The sequence below is a fragment of the Acinetobacter lanii genome (assembly GCF_011578285.1).
In the GTDB taxonomy this organism is placed as follows: Bacteria; Pseudomonadota; Gammaproteobacteria; order Pseudomonadales; family Moraxellaceae; genus Acinetobacter; species Acinetobacter lanii.
Genome location: NZ_CP049916.1, coordinates 3157436 through 3171636, shown reverse-complemented (window position 1 = coordinate 3171636; position 14201 = coordinate 3157436). Strand labels below are relative to the sequence as shown.

Genomic DNA, 14201 nt, shown 5'->3' with positions numbered 1-14201 from the left:
GCCGAAGGAAAACAACATGAAACTTGTAACAGCAATCGTAAAACCATTCAAATTAGATGACGTGCGTGAAGCACTCTCTGAAATTGGCGTTCAAGGCATTACCGTCACTGAAGTGAAAGGTTTTGGTCGTCAAAAAGGGCACACTGAACTATACCGTGGTGCTGAATATGTGGTTGATTTTTTACCTAAAGTAAAAATTGAAATCGCAATCAGCGATGACATGGTGGACTCAGTGATCGAATCCATTACTCGTGTTGCAAGCACTGGCAAAATTGGCGACGGAAAAATTTTCGTAACCAATTTAGAGCAAGTCATCCGTATCCGTACTGGTGAAACAGGTGCAGACGCTGTCTAAATTTAATTTGGCACGAAGTTTGCTGAGTACCTAATAACTCACAAAAACTAGGTTGGGGGATACGAATGAAAAAAATGCTACTTGCGCTGAGCTTGTCTGGCGCACTTTTAGGGGGTTCTGCTGCTTGGGCTGAAAATGCCGTATCAGAACCAACTACGACTGAAGGTGTTACAGTTGTTGAAACTGAAGCATCCACTCCAAATTCTTTAGATTCTTTAGAAAACACCACAGAAGCTGCGGCATCTGCTCCAGCTGAAACAACAGCACCTGCCGAAGAAGAAGCAAAATTAGACACAGGTGATACCGCTTGGATTTTAGTTTCGACCGCACTTGTTTTACTCATGACCATTCCGGGTCTAGCATTGTTCTACGGCGGTATGGTACGTAAGAAAAACGTACTCAGCACTATGGCACATAGCTTTGTAGCCGCAGCCGTGGTCAGTATTACATGGGTGGTTGTGGGTTATACCTTAGCTTTTGGTGAGGGCAATGCCTTTATTGGTAACTTAGACAAATTTATGTTGTCAGGCATTACCACAGACGCTTTAACAGGCACGATTCCTGAAATTTTATTCGTTATTTTCCAAATGACCTTTGCGATCATTACTGTAGCCATTATTACCGGTTCCATTGCTGAGCGTATGAAATTTGGTGCTTTTGTGGCTTTCATTACCGTCTGGTCAATTGTTGTCTACGCACCGATTACCCACTGGGTTTGGGGTGGCGGTTGGTTAGGCAACGATGGTGCACTCGACTTTGCCGGTGGTACGGTGGTTCATATCAACTCGGGTGTGGCAGGTCTGATTGCAGCGTATATGCTCGGTAAACGTATGGGCTTGGGCAAAGAGTCTATGGCACCGCATAACTTAACCTTAACCGTGATTGGTGCGAGTTTAGTGTGGGTCGGTTGGTTCGGTTTCAATGGTGGTTCTGCCTTGGGTGCTAACGGTTCAGCAGGCTATGCGTTGGTGGTAACGCAAGTTGCAGCAGCCGCAGCAGCCATTTCTTGGTTAGTGACTGAAAAAATCGTGCGTGGTAAAGCCTCTGTATTGGGCGGTGCATCAGGTGCAGTAGCAGGTTTAGTGGTGATCACACCGGCAGCAGGTTTTGTAACGGTCGGCGGTGCGTTGGCAATGGGCTTAATTGGTGGTGTGGTTTGTTTCTGGGGCATTACTGCGTTAAAACGTGCGCTGAAAGCCGACGACTCATTAGATGCATTCGGTCTACACGGTGTGGGTGGTATTGTGGGTGCGATCTTAACCGCATTCTTTGCTAGCGATTTTATCATGGGCGACAATGCACCGACTGATTTACTTCACCAAGTTTGGGTGCAAGTTGAAGGTGTATTGGCGACCATCGCTTACTCTGCAGTGTTGACCTTTATTATCTTAAAAGTGATTGATCTGGTGATTGGCATCCGTGTTGAATCTGATGATGAACGGATGGGTCTAGATTTAAGTCAACATGGCGAACGTGTCGATTAATCTGAAAACAATAAAATCAATATATTGTGTAAAACAGCCCATATGGGCTGTTTTTTTTCTATATATTGGTGAAAACTCAACAATCGAAACTTTTTTTGCTACACTAAGCTCAAATACAAATTGTTCAATTAAACCGCTATGCATTGTCCATTTTGCAACGCCGCTGATAGTAAAGTGATTGACTCACGTTTAGCTGCCGAAGGCTGTCAAATTCGTCGTCGTCGTGAGTGTATTAGTTGTAATGAGCGCTTCACAACCTTTGAAAGTTTTGAAGTGGTTATGCCTCGTGTGACCAAATCTGATGGTAAAAACGAACCTTATGATGAAGCCAAACTTCGTCGTTCTTTAATGCATGCTTTACAAAAGCGTCCCGTGACCCAAGAACAGATTGAAGCTGTGGTCAGTGATATTCAATTGCAAATTCGCCGTTTGGGTGAACGTGATGTACGTTCTCGCACCATTGGTGAAATTGTGATGAAAGCCTTGTTTGCTTTAGATCATGTGGCTTATGTGCGTTTTGCCTCGGTGTATCAAGATTTCCAAGATGTAGAAGCCTTTCGACGTCAGATTGAGCAGATGCAACATCGTGAACAAGATTAATTATTCTCAAAAAAGATTCGTTTAGGAACACTATGTCTGAGTTAGATCAATCACGCATTCAACAGGATCGAGTGTGGATGCAACGTGCCATTGCATTGGCTCAGCAAGGACAATATTCAACCCGTCCCAATCCCAATGTGGGCTGCGTGATTGTCAAAGATGGACACATGGTGGGTGAAGGTTTTCATCCCAAAGCCGGACAACCGCATGCTGAAGTATTTGCGCTGCGCCAAGCGGGTGAACGCGCACGAGGTGCAACCGCTTATGTGACTTTAGAACCCTGCGCACATTATGGACGTACCCCACCTTGTGCTAAAGGCTTGGTCGAAGCAGGCGTAGCCAAAGTGATCGTGGCTTGTTCTGATCCCAATCCTTTAGTCGCGGGCAAAGGGGTTGAAATTTTACGTCAAGCAGGCATTGAGGTTGAGGTTGGGATTTGTGAAGCGCAAGCCAAACAACTGAATTTAGGTTTCTTAAAAGCCATGGCAACCGGTCTGCCTTATGTACGTCTGAAAATTGCCTCAAGTTTGGACGGGCGCACTGCCATGGCTTCAGGTGAATCCAAATGGATTACCGGTGTTGCAGCGCGTCAGGATGTTCAGCATTGGCGTGCGATCTCCGGTGCCGTGATTACCGGCATTGATACGGTATTGGCGGATGATTGTCAGCTCAATGTGCGCCAACTTGATGATGCCAATGTCGAACAGATTGTGCAGCCGAAGCGTGTTATTTTGGATCGGCAAGGGCGTTTACCTTTGGATGCCAAAATTTTAGATGTACCAGATACCGTCATGGTGATGGGACCTTTTCGTCCAGAGTTAGCGAAACTCGGTGTGATTCAACTTGAAGTGCAAAGTTTAGATGCACTGTTAAAAACACTGAAAGATTTTCAAATTTATGATGTATTGATCGAAGCCGGTGCCACCTTGTCGACCGCCTTTTTACAACAACATCTGGTCGATGAAGTAATCAGCTATGTTGCACCGACTTTATTAGGTCAATCGGCGCGTGCCATGTTCAATGCTGAGTTGATCAGCATGGCAGAACAACTCCGTTTTAAGCTGAAAGAGGTGACCCAATTGGGTGATGACATTCGCTTAACACTTATTCCTTCTCAAGAGTCACTATGAATTCAGAGTCTACGGTTTACCATAAACGTCGTCATGCGGCACGTACCACAGACGAATATTTGTTTAATCAACTTGTACCGTATTTAGGCAATAAGCGTCGTTTACTGCATTTGATTTTAGAAGCACTCGAAAGTACCGGGACACTGAACAATTCAGGCAAGGGACGTGCGCCAATTTTTGCCGATTTCTTTGCCGGCAGTGGTGTGGTTTCTCGCTTGGCACGTCAAAATGGCTACCGTGTGATTGCCAATGACTGGGAACCGTACAGCCATGCGTTAAACAATGCGATTTTGTCCTGTACCGATGCACCGGCATTTAAAGAATTGGGAGGTTATCAAAAAGCCCTTGATTATTTAAACCGTTTGCCTGAAGTCAAAGGTTGGGTCACGCATAATTTATGTCCACGTAATGACGAAATTTATGATCCGAGCCGTGACCGTTTGTTCTTCAAACGCCGCAATGGGATGCGCATTGATGCCATTCGTCAGCAGATTGCCACGTGGCAAGCGCAAGGTGCGATTGATGATGTGGAAATGAGTGCACTTTTGTCACCATTACTCTATTCAGCCAGTTTTGTCAGCAATACCAGTGGCGTGTTTAAAAGCTTCCATCATGGTTGGGGCGGTAAAACCCAAACGGCTTTAGAGCGAATCGAATCTTTGCTGTGGCTTACGCCAAGCCGTTTCTGTGAAATTGGCGATCCTAAAGTGCCTATGGCGGAAATGTGGTGTGTCGATGCACAGCATTTGGCCAATCAAATGAGTGGTTTTGAGGTGGATGTTGCCTATTTGGATCCGCCATATAATCAACATGCCTATAGCAGTAATTACCATGTGTTAAATGCTTTAACCCTATGGGATCAGGTGGATTTACCAACGCCAGATACCAAGGGCTACAAGAGCGGAATTGACCGTGCGTGGCGTAAGGAACGACCAAGTCCTTATAACTCTTCAAAATATGCCAAAGAAGCGTATGAGAAACTGCTGAGTACCATCAATGCTCGCTATATCCTGACCAGTTATTCAACTGATGGCAATATCGAAGCTGGTGATTTACTCAAAGCCAATTTAGAACGTGGACGGGTGACGTTATTGACTCAAGATGTACCCCGTTATCGGGTCAGTAAACAACGTCAGTCGGAACGTGCACGTGTGCTTGAGTTTATCGTGATTACTGACACGCATGCCAAGTCAGGACCCCCGATTCGTCAGTTATTGGGGCAATTGCATCACTATGCTGAACTTGGGGGCGTAGATACCACAGGTGTCGCAGAACAACTCGATTTGTGGTAAATAAAAGACAGAATTTAAAGAGATTGCATCATTATGTTCACAGGCATCATCGAAAGTTTAGGCAAGGTCGAGAGTTTACAAAGTGTAGGTGGTGATATTCGTCTACGTATTCAGACCGATTTGGATATGTCTGATGTGCATTTGGGGGATTCGATTGCCACCAATGGGATCTGCTTGACGGTGACCGATTGGGGATCAAATTGGTATAGCGCAGACGTATCGCGTGAAAGTATTCATCGCTCCACCATTGCCGATTGGAAAGTGGGGCAGCCGGTGAATGTTGAAAAAGCCATGTTGCCGACCACACGTTTTGGCGGACATATTGTCAGTGGTCATGTCGATGCAGTCGGTGAAATTACCGTAGTACGCCAAGATGCCCGCTCACTGTATTTTGAAGTGACGGCTCCGGTTGAAATTGCCAAATATTTAGCGGAAAAAGGTTCTGTGACGGTGGATGGGATTAGCCTGACCATCAACCATTTACGTGGCAATATTTTAAGCCTGAATTTAATTCCACATACGGCCGAAAGAACCAACATCAGTACATGGAAAACAGGCACAAAAGTCAATTTAGAAGTCGATGTACTGGCCCGTTATATCGAACGTTTATTGCTCGGTGATAAAGCCGCTGAACATAAGCCGGAATCGAAGTTGAGTATGGAATTTTTAGCTGCGAATGGATTTTTGCGGTAAAAAGGGACTAAAATAGCGCGCAGCCTAATTTATTAGGCTGTTTTATTTTGATGAATTGTGAATGTTTGGGCTTTTAATCAGTAGGTGTAGGGGGAAACAACATGAAACGGATCCGTGGTAATGCTTGATTTTTTATTGCACCTTGAACAGCTTCTTCCGATGCTCTTTGAGCAGTATGGCCTTTGGATTTATGCTATTTTATTTGTGATTATTTTAGGTGAAACTGGGTCAGTGTTTCTGTTTTTTTTACCGGGGGACAGTTTGCTGATCGCCACCGGTGCACTGTGTTCCACCACCGAATTGATTCATTTGCACTATATGGGCATCTTGTTGATGACAGCAGGCACCATTGGATATTTGATCAATTACTATACCGGCAAAGCTTTAGGGCTGAAATTTTTCACTAAGCACAGTCGCTGGTTTAAACCTGAATACGTCAAAAAAACCACCAATTATTTTGAGAAACATGGCGGTAAGACCATCTTAATGGCACGCTTTATTCCCTTTGTGCGTTCTTTTGCGCCCTTTGCCGCTGGTTCAGGTTATATGAAATATGGCAGTTTCATGTTTTATAATATTTTAAGTGCTTGGATCTGGATCAGTGTGTTGCTCGGTTTAGGTTATGGCATGGGTAACTTGGTCTCAGCGATTTTTTCATTTTTTGAATAAAAAATCGCCATCTTATAGCAAAATGACAGCGAGATACCACCTATAAAAAAAGCCCAAAAGGGCTTTTTTTGTTTTAAAGTGCTTTAGCTGGATTGTGCTGTGACATCTGCAGCACTAAATCTTGAATTTTTCAAAATATAAGCAATTTCTTCTTCAGCAGCAGCTTGAAGTTGAGCACGGAAGGCATTTACCGCTTGCTCGATATGCGTTTCTGCTTCAAGTTCTAAACGTAAGCGCACACTGTCTAATTCCGAATGAATCTCTTGATCAGACACTAAAAATTGAGTGCCAGAAAAATCCATACTCGGTAGCGCAGGGTTTTCAGTATAACGTTCAGCATACGCTTCAGTTTCGACCGCAATCTGCTGATTCAGAGCATGTAATACTTCATTTTGTTGAATGAACTGTTGCTGTTCATCTTGCAATAATTGTTGGTTATACGCCTGTTGTTGGGCACGCTTTTGCGCAAGCGATTTTTCCAAAGCCAACTGACGGCGGACACGAGCCGCTTCAATGAGTCGGGCTTTTTCATCGGCATAGGCTTGTTCAACTTTGAGCTGTGCCACTTGTTGGGCACGCTGATCATTGTCTAACCATGTTTGTAGATTCGATTCAGGTTGAAGTAAATCTGTGACTCGTGTGAGATCATCTAAAAAAGCCTGACGGACCGCATCGGGTGCACTAAGCCAGCGTTTTTTAAAATCTTGACCGACATTTAATGTCACCACGCATCTCCTTGTTAAACGCTGTTGGTGGAGCGTTATGTATTAAGCCTTATGTAAATGCTATCTGTGATAAAGCTTTATCTATGGCAAAGCGATGACAGCAGGATATTCTCTCAATTACTGTTTTTCTGGCATTATAGCTTATGCGTTTGAGGTGAAATGCCTAAGCTTCGATAGAACTTGAATTTTTCTCGTCCGATTTGCTTAGCCTGCTCATCATTCTCAACGATTTCAATAATGTGACTAAATTCAGTCGCACGATCAAGAGGCTGATTGTTAAAATTAAAGACAATCCATTCACTTGATTCAGGCAGCGTCGCTGAAATACAGATTGGTGCATCGAGTTGATCGATACCATGTGCCAAAAAGCTTTCAGGGTCAAAGCTCCACAGTCGTTGATCGAGTTCATGTTGAATGTTTGGTTCAGGACAATGAATCCAAATTTTGGCCGCTTGCCGTAATATTTTACGGCATAAACGGCAAGTGCTTTCCACTTGCCGTTCAGGGCTTTTCTCAAATAGATAAAAGCTAATTTTAGCCATTCAAGTTCGCACGATTTGCTAGGAATTGAACCAATAGGGGTACCGGACGACCGGTTGCACCTTTGGCTGCACCCGAGTTCCATGCAGTGCCAGCAATGTCTAAATGCGCCCAGCGGTATTCACGGGTAAAGCGTTGCAAGAAACATGCAGCAGTGACTGCACCTGCTTTAGGGCCACCAATATTGGCAATGTCAGCAAACGGTGAGTCGAGTTGTTCTTGATAATCATCAATCACTGGCATACGCCATACACGGTCAAAAGACTGCTCGCCTGCAAGTTGTAATTCTTCAGCCAGTTTATCATCTGAAGTAAACATGCCGCTGAGGACAGAACCCAATGCCACCACACATGCACCGGTTAAAGTTGCAATATCAATCACCAGTGCCGGGTTAAAGCGCTTGATATAAGTCAATGTATCACAGAGCACCAAACGCCCTTCAGCATCGGTATTCAAAATTTCAACCGTTTGACCGCTCATGGTGGTCACGATGTCGCCCGGACGTGTCGCATGGCCTGATGGCATGTTTTCAGCCGCAGCAATGGCACCGACCACATGAATCGGAAGCTTAGATTCACATAGCGCACGCATCGTGCCCAGTACAGAGGCTGCACCACACATATCGAACTTCATTTCGTCCATGCCGGCACCCGGTTTGAGCGAAATACCACCAGTATCGAAAGTCACCCCTTTACCTACGAGGACAACAGGCGCATCATTCGCATTGGCTAAATACTCAATGGTAATGACACGTCCTGGACGTTCTGATCCCTTACTCACGGCAAGGAAGGCATTCATGCCTAAATCTGCCAATTGTTGTTCATCTAATACAGTGACTTTCAGAAGTTCTGGAAACTCCTTAGCCAACTGTAATGCTTGTTCAGCTAAATACTCTGGGAAACAGATGTTCGGTGGGCAGTTGCCCAAGTCACGTGCCGTACTTTGACCCTGTTCAATTGCCGCGATTAAAGCGAGCTGTGCATCATCCAATGGACTTTGTGTTGCAATTAAATCAATTTGTTCGAGTGTATTTTCGTTCTTTTTCGATTTGTAAGCATCATAACCATAGTTGGCCTGCGTGAGACTCAAAGCAAAAAGTGCATGAAATTCCGACGGAAGGGCAGAAATGTCCACACTGATCTGTTTGAATTTTTTTTGTGATGCTTTGATAATGCTCTGTGCAATTTTTGCAAGTTTCGCTGGTTTTAATTCTTCAGTTTTGTCTAAGCCGAGCAGGGCACTGTTCGGTTGTCCGGCAACCTGACCAATCAACGGCAAGCTCTCATTGAATGCTGCTTTAAACTGAGTCGCTTGAATCGCTTTATCTAAACCATTGATTTGATAGTTAGACTGAATGTTTTCTGAATTGACTAAAATCAACAAATGTTGGCTAGACGTGTTTTCAGGAAATGACGTATTAATAGTAAGTTTCATATGCTTGTTGTCGGCCTATTGAGACGTTTCGAATCATTAAACCATTGAAACACTACCAATGATAGAATTTCAATGTGGTTTTATATTTTTAACATTTGGGTAAACTAACGGTAGCCCAATTCACCCCATTTTGGAAGATTACTTTGATTATCAGACGTTATCTCGTCAAACAAGTACTGTCGACTTCTTTGGTCGTTGTATCTTTACTCACCCTGATCATGATGGGTGGGCGTTTGATCAAGTATTTCGGTGTGGCGGCGCAAGGTCGTTTAGATGCTGGAATCCTGTTTAGCATTATCGGTTATCGACTTCCTGAGTTCCTGACACTGATTCTTCCACTCGGGTTTTTCATTGGGTTAATGCTGGTCTTTGGTCGTCTGTATGTCGATCATGAAATGGCGGTGTTAAACGGCAGTGGCGTCAGTCGCAATCAATTGGCACGCTTACTGTTACCGCTGACCATCGGTTATTTGGTGGTGCAATCGGTATTGATGGTGTGGTTGTCACCTTGGGGGGTGCGTGAGTTTGAAAAACTAACCACCAGTCAGGCAGTGCGTTCTGGTTTTGATTTGGTGCGACCGAAAGAATTTATCTCGTCAGGACCCTATACGATTTACGCAGGCTCATTGTCTGAAGACCGCAAAAACCTCACAGAGATTTTCTTTTATCAACGTGCTGAAAAACCGGGCAAACCCGATGTGATGATCTTGGCAAAAGAAGCCATGCGGGTCGAAATGAACACCGATGCAGCCAGTGTGGTCGATTTAACTTTAGGTCGCCGTTACGAAATTTTTCCAAACAGTGCCAAATATACTCAAACTGAATTTGAAACCTATCGTCTGCGTCTAGAAAGTGACAAAGAAGCAAAATTTGACAGTGGTGAAGTTGAAGGCTTGACCATGTCCAAAGTGATTGCAACGCGTGATGATCCGGTGGTGGCAAGTGAATTGGGTTGGCGTTTATTTGTGCCTTTCACCATGATCGTGGCACTTATGTTGGCATCTGCCTTGTCTGAAGTGACCCCGCGCCAAGGGCGTTACTTAAAACTGTTTCCTGCGTTAATGATTTTTGCCAGTTTGATTGTGGCGCTGATGGCGATTAAAACCCGTATTTCTAAAGGTGAAATTGGTATTTGGGCTTATCCTGCGATTCTTGCAATCTATGCGATTGCGGCTGCTTTATTTTCAAGAAAGCAGAAAATTGCACCGAAAATCAAAAAACGTATTGAGCAGGTGAAATCATAATGTTAGCACGTCGAATTGTCGCAAAACATGTGACTAAAACCACTGCGCTTGCCATGTTGGGTGCAACAGCCATTTTATCTGCACTACAAGTGCTGTTTACCTACATGGGTGAACTGGGTAGCTTAAAAGAAGGCTATGGCGCTTGGCAGGCATTTTTATATGTGATTTGGAGTGCGCCACAGTATCTTTATGAAATTCTGCCGATTTCCGCTTTGATTGGTGCGATTTTAGGTTTAGGTACTTTGGCATCCAACAGTGAATTGATTGTGATGCGTGCTGCCGGGATTAGTCTATGGCGAATTGTGGGTTGGGTGATGCGTTCAGCCATGATTTTGGTCATCATGTCTTTTGCCTTGAGTGAATTTGTGGTGCCAGTGACCAATGAGCAGGCGAAAAGTGTCAAGAGTCATCGTTCTGTCGCTGAAATGGGTGAAGTCAAAGGCTATTGGACCCGTGAAGGTCAACGCTATATTTATATTGACTATGCCAACTCGCAAGGGGAGTTAAAAGGCGTACAGATGATTGACTTCGATCAGCAGTATCGAATCAATTCTATTTTGGATGCTGATCAAGGCAAGTTTGTTGAAAATGGTCAATGGGAACTCAAAAACGCCCAACAATTGGATATTGCCAACACCGGTATTTCTCGTTTAATTAAGACCTCTGAACAAGGCTTGGCTTTGGCTCTACAACCGAAGTATGTGCATATGGTGACGATTGACCCTGAAGATTTGGCCCCAAGTCAATTGGTCGGTTTTATGAACTATATGGATCAGTACAGCGCGATTCCTAAAACCTATTTATTGGCGTTTTGGAAGAAAGTCGGCTCGCCATTTGCCTTATTGGCATTGGTTTTGGTGGCGTGTTCGTTTATTTTTGGACCACTGCGTCAACAATCGATGGGTTTTCGCTTGGTGATTGCCTTATTTATTGGCTTAGGGTTTTATTACATCCAAGACTTTTTGGGCTATGCAAGTTTGGTGTACTCACCCTCTCCAGCATGGTTTGTATTCTTACCGATTGCTGTGATGTTCGGGGCAGGCAGTTATTTACTTTACCGCGCACGTTAAGCGGGTAAAGTTGAATGTATTGAATGTTTTAAAATGAAAATATGAGGGTGGAGATGGGTCAAAACCCTCCTTTCAGATAGAGTCTTACTTGAAAAAACGGTAAGATGTGGCGATTAATTTGTAAACAAATAAAGAGTGTACATCATGACGGATGCAACTTCTGGCAAAATCCCTCACGTATTGGTGATTATGGACGGTGTGGGACATCGTGAAGCAGTACAAGACAATGCATTTTTAGCTGCAAAAACACCAAATCTGACTGCAATGAAACAGAACCATCCGCACGGTTTGATTTCAGGCTCAGGTGAAGATGTCGGTTTGCCAGATGGTCAAATGGGGAACTCAGAAGTCGGTCATATGAACCTCGGTGCGGGTCGTGTGCTGTATCAAGACTTTACCCGTATTACCAAAGACATCCGTACTGGTGCATTCTTTGAGCATGAAGTCTTGGTCGATGCCGTTGAAAAAGCCAAAGCCAATGCTAAAGCCGTTCACATCTTAGGATTATTGTCTGAAGGCGGCGTGCATTCGCATGAAGATCACATCGTGGCCATGGCTGAATTGGCATTGAAACGTGGTGCGAAAGTGTATTTACATGCGTTCTTGGATGGTCGTGATACACCACCAAGAAGTGCACAACCATCTTTAGAAAAACTGGATGCACTCTTTGCGCAATATCCGGGTCAAGGTCGTATTGCGACCATGATCGGTCGTTACTTTGCCATGGATCGTGACAACCGTTGGGACCGTGTGGAACAAGCCTATCGTTTATTGACCGAAGGTGAAGCAGCACGTACTGCAAACTCTGCTGTTGAAGGCTTAGCGCTTGCTTATGCAGCAGATGAGTCTGATGAATTCGTTAAAGCGACCCGCATTGGCGACTTTGCTAAAGTTGAAGATGGCGACAGCATTGTCTTTATGAATTTCCGTGCCGATCGTGCCCGTGAAATTACTAAAGCTTTTGTCGAAAAAGACTTTGCAGGCTTTGAACGTCAAGTGGTTCCAAACTTGGCGAAATTTGTGATGTTGACACGTTACCAAGCCACCATTGATGCACCTGTGGCCTATATGCCTGAAGCATTGGTGAACTCGATTGGTGAATACTTATCTAACTTGGGTAAAACTCAGTTACGTATTGCTGAAACTGAAAAATATGCCCACGTAACCTTCTTCTTCAGTGGCGGTCGTGAAGACGAATACCCAGGTGAGAAACGTATCCTGATTCCATCGCCAAATGTTGCGACCTATGATTTAAAACCTGAAATGAGTGCATTTGAAGTGACTGATGAATTGGTCGCTGCAATCAATTCAGGTGAATATGACTTGTTGGTGGTGAACTATGCCAATGGCGATATGGTGGGACATACCGGTGTATTTGATGCTGCAGTCAAAGCAATAGAAGCGGTGGATACCAGTTTAGGTCGTGTCTATGAAGCAGTGATGGCGAATAAAGGTCATATGCTGATCACAGCCGATCATGGTAATGTCGAGCAAATGCAGGATTACGTGAGTGGTCAGGTCCATACCCAACATACCACTGAGCATGTGCCGTTCATTTATGTCGGCCCAACGCAAGCCGTCATTGCGGAAGGTGGCGTATTGGCAGATGTCGCGCCAACCCTATTAAACTTGATGAAATTGCCAGTACCTGCAGAGATGAAAGGTCGTAATTTGGTAACCTTAACCGCTTAAAGCTAGATCACCATGTCGCTTTAAACTCTGCAATTTTTTTAGCGCATAGAATAAAATAATAAGATGAGGATGGTTGAATGAATCGAACTTGGACTTGTGGCGTTTTAGTTTCAGCCTTGTGGTTGAGTTCGATTCATTTCAGTCATGCGGCGGGTGCTAAGGCATCCGTATCTTCTGCTTTTCAAGATGATTTAGTTGATCAAGTCTCTGAAGTTCCGATCGATTCGATTCAACAGTTTGTGCAAATCTATGGCACAGTCAAAGAAAACTATGTCAGCGAAAAATCGGATGATGATCTGTTTCTACAAGCCATTAAAGGTTTAGTGGGCGGATTAGACCGCTATTCACGCTACTTAAGTCATGAAGATTACCAACAATTATTAGAATATACCGAAGGTGATTTGGCCACCATTGATTTCAGCTTAGCCCTCGATGCCAGCAAAACCCAATGGCAAATCAAAAATTTAAGACCAGATTCAGATTCAGCCAAGCTCGGCTTAAAAAACGGTGAAACGGTTTATAAAATTGATCAACAAGAATTGAAAAATCTCAATGCCGCACAAGTTGAAGATGCCTTAAATGGTTCAATGGGTTCGACCTTGCAACTGCAATTGAGTCCACTGAGTACCCCGATGACACTGGTTCGTAATCAGAAACTCGATGTGGCGGATATCCAATCTAATTTGCTGCCCAATGGCGTGTTGGTGTTGAAAGTGAAAGTGTTTCAGCAGGATACCGCCACCCAAATCAAACGCTTTATTGATGACGTCCCGACTAATCGTTTAAAAGCAGTGTTGATTGATTTAAGAAATAACCCAGGTGGCTTGTTGTCATCTGCGGTGGAAAGCGCGGATTTATTTTTAAATCAGGGCCTCATTGTGTCGACCCAAAGTCGCTCTGAGGGCGATCAACAATTCCAAGCCTTACCCGGCAATGAATTTTCTAATTTAAAAATCGGGATTTTGATTAATGGGCGTTCCGCTTCAGCGGCTGAAGTGTTTACCGCTGCGATGAAAGACCATCAACGTGCATTGGTCATGGGTGAAAAAAGTTATGGCAAGGGCGTGGTGCAAAAACTATTTCCTTTAGAAAATGGGGCAGCGCTCCAAATGACCGTGTCGCATTATCTCACCCCGAAAGGTATCGCCATTGATGGTGTCGGTATTCGTCCTAACATAGATTATCCATGGCCGAGCGAGATGAAAGAAGAAAACTACATCAATCATGTCGCCGAGCAACTGCTGAAAGCTAAACTTTAAATTTTAAGCTTAGG

Annotated in this window: 14 protein-coding genes; 11 read left to right on the top strand and 3 right to left on the bottom strand. The window is 44.2% G+C overall.

The features are described from left to right. Positions 1-16: 16 nt before the first annotated feature. The 7 genes from glnK to G8D99_RS14455 all read left to right on the top strand — a co-directional run bounded on the left by glnK (position 17) and on the right by G8D99_RS14455 (position 6223). Positions 17-355, top strand: coding sequence for a P-II family nitrogen regulator (glnK, locus tag G8D99_RS14485; protein ID WP_005094485.1), 339 nt, complete (start codon positions 17-19; stop codon positions 353-355). A 65-nt stretch (positions 356-420) separates the two neighbouring features. After that, the gene (locus G8D99_RS14480) at positions 421-1839 is read left to right on the top strand and encodes an ammonium transporter (protein WP_166327083.1); all 1419 of its coding nucleotides are present in this window, start codon (positions 421-423) and stop codon (positions 1837-1839) included. A 138-nt stretch (positions 1840-1977) separates the two neighbouring features. Further along, positions 1978-2439 (top strand): transcriptional regulator NrdR, encoded by a 462-nt coding sequence (gene nrdR, locus G8D99_RS14475; RefSeq protein WP_166327081.1) that lies wholly within the window; start codon positions 1978-1980, stop codon positions 2437-2439. A gap of 32 nt (positions 2440-2471) precedes the next feature. Continuing rightward, on the top strand, positions 2472-3569 hold the full coding sequence (gene ribD / locus G8D99_RS14470) for a bifunctional diaminohydroxyphosphoribosylaminopyrimidine deaminase/5-amino-6-(5-phosphoribosylamino)uracil reductase RibD (protein WP_166327079.1): 1098 nt from the start codon (positions 2472-2474) through the stop codon (positions 3567-3569). Further along, positions 3566-4861, top strand: a complete 1296-nt coding sequence (locus G8D99_RS14465) for a DNA adenine methylase (RefSeq protein WP_166327077.1) — start codon at positions 3566-3568, stop codon at positions 4859-4861. The genes ribD and G8D99_RS14465 overlap by 4 nt, the downstream gene beginning before the upstream one ends. A 33-nt stretch (positions 4862-4894) precedes the next feature. Continuing rightward, on the top strand, positions 4895-5554 hold the full coding sequence (locus tag G8D99_RS14460; RefSeq protein ID WP_166327075.1) for a riboflavin synthase: 660 nt from the start codon (positions 4895-4897) through the stop codon (positions 5552-5554). Positions 5555-5674: 120 nt separating this feature from the next. Beyond that, complete coding sequence (locus tag G8D99_RS14455) at positions 5675-6223, top strand: VTT domain-containing protein (protein WP_166327073.1); 549 nt, start codon at positions 5675-5677, stop codon at positions 6221-6223. 83 nt (positions 6224-6306) lie between these two features. Here G8D99_RS14455 and blhA read toward each other — a convergent pair whose 3' ends face one another. The 3 genes from blhA to G8D99_RS14440 form a co-directional block, all read right to left on the bottom strand. Then, positions 6307-6948 carry a cell division protein BlhA gene (gene blhA, locus G8D99_RS14450; RefSeq protein WP_166327815.1) on the bottom strand — a complete coding sequence of 214 codons (642 nt, stop codon included), beginning with the start codon at positions 6946-6948 and terminating at the stop codon, positions 6307-6309. Positions 6949-7082: 134 nt separating this feature from the next. Further along, positions 7083-7490 (bottom strand): DNA polymerase III subunit chi, encoded by a 408-nt coding sequence (locus G8D99_RS14445; protein WP_166327071.1) that lies wholly within the window; start codon positions 7488-7490, stop codon positions 7083-7085. After that, a complete protein-coding gene (locus G8D99_RS14440) occupies positions 7483-8922 on the bottom strand; it encodes a leucyl aminopeptidase (RefSeq protein WP_166327069.1) in 1440 nt (479 codons plus the stop codon). The genes G8D99_RS14445 and G8D99_RS14440 overlap by 8 nt, the downstream gene beginning before the upstream one ends. Positions 8923-9065: 143 nt before the next feature. On the opposite strand from G8D99_RS14440, the gene lptF reads away from it, so the two are divergent. The 4 genes from lptF to G8D99_RS14420 all read left to right on the top strand — a co-directional run bounded on the left by lptF (position 9066) and on the right by G8D99_RS14420 (position 14187). Then, positions 9066-10166, top strand: coding sequence for an LPS export ABC transporter permease LptF (gene lptF / locus G8D99_RS14435; protein WP_166327067.1), 1101 nt, complete (start codon positions 9066-9068; stop codon positions 10164-10166). Beyond that, positions 10166-11236: an LPS export ABC transporter permease LptG gene (gene lptG, locus G8D99_RS14430; RefSeq protein WP_166327065.1), complete on the top strand. Its 1071-nt coding sequence runs from the start codon at positions 10166-10168 to the stop codon at positions 11234-11236. The genes lptF and lptG overlap by 1 nt, the downstream gene beginning before the upstream one ends. A gap of 144 nt (positions 11237-11380) precedes the next feature. Further along, positions 11381-12928, top strand: coding sequence for a 2,3-bisphosphoglycerate-independent phosphoglycerate mutase (gene gpmI / locus G8D99_RS14425; protein ID WP_166327063.1), 1548 nt, complete (start codon positions 11381-11383; stop codon positions 12926-12928). Positions 12929-13005: 77 nt separating this feature from the next. Then, the gene (locus tag G8D99_RS14420; RefSeq protein WP_166327061.1) at positions 13006-14187 is read left to right on the top strand and encodes a S41 family peptidase; all 1182 of its coding nucleotides are present in this window, start codon (positions 13006-13008) and stop codon (positions 14185-14187) included. Positions 14188-14201: the final 14 nt, after the last annotated feature.

Coding starts and splice junctions, on each gene's coding strand:
- glnK (WP_005094485.1), top strand. CDS start 17: ATGAAACTTGTAACAGCAATCGTAAAACCATTCAAATTAGATGACGTG.
- G8D99_RS14480 (WP_166327083.1), top strand. CDS start 421: ATGAAAAAAATGCTACTTGCGCTGAGCTTGTCTGGCGCACTTTTAGGG.
- nrdR (WP_166327081.1), top strand. CDS start 1,978: ATGCATTGTCCATTTTGCAACGCCGCTGATAGTAAAGTGATTGACTCA.
- ribD (WP_166327079.1), top strand. CDS start 2,472: ATGTCTGAGTTAGATCAATCACGCATTCAACAGGATCGAGTGTGGATG.
- G8D99_RS14465 (WP_166327077.1), top strand. CDS start 3,566: ATGAATTCAGAGTCTACGGTTTACCATAAACGTCGTCATGCGGCACGT.
- G8D99_RS14460 (WP_166327075.1), top strand. CDS start 4,895: ATGTTCACAGGCATCATCGAAAGTTTAGGCAAGGTCGAGAGTTTACAA.
- G8D99_RS14455 (WP_166327073.1), top strand. CDS start 5,675: ATGCTTGATTTTTTATTGCACCTTGAACAGCTTCTTCCGATGCTCTTT.
- G8D99_RS14445 (WP_166327071.1), bottom strand. CDS start 7,490: ATGGCTAAAATTAGCTTTTATCTATTTGAGAAAAGCCCTGAACGGCAA.
- G8D99_RS14440 (WP_166327069.1), bottom strand. CDS start 8,922: ATGAAACTTACTATTAATACGTCATTTCCTGAAAACACGTCTAGCCAA.
- lptG (WP_166327065.1), top strand. CDS start 10,166: ATGTTAGCACGTCGAATTGTCGCAAAACATGTGACTAAAACCACTGCG.
- gpmI (WP_166327063.1), top strand. CDS start 11,381: ATGACGGATGCAACTTCTGGCAAAATCCCTCACGTATTGGTGATTATG.
- G8D99_RS14420 (WP_166327061.1), top strand. CDS start 13,006: ATGAATCGAACTTGGACTTGTGGCGTTTTAGTTTCAGCCTTGTGGTTG.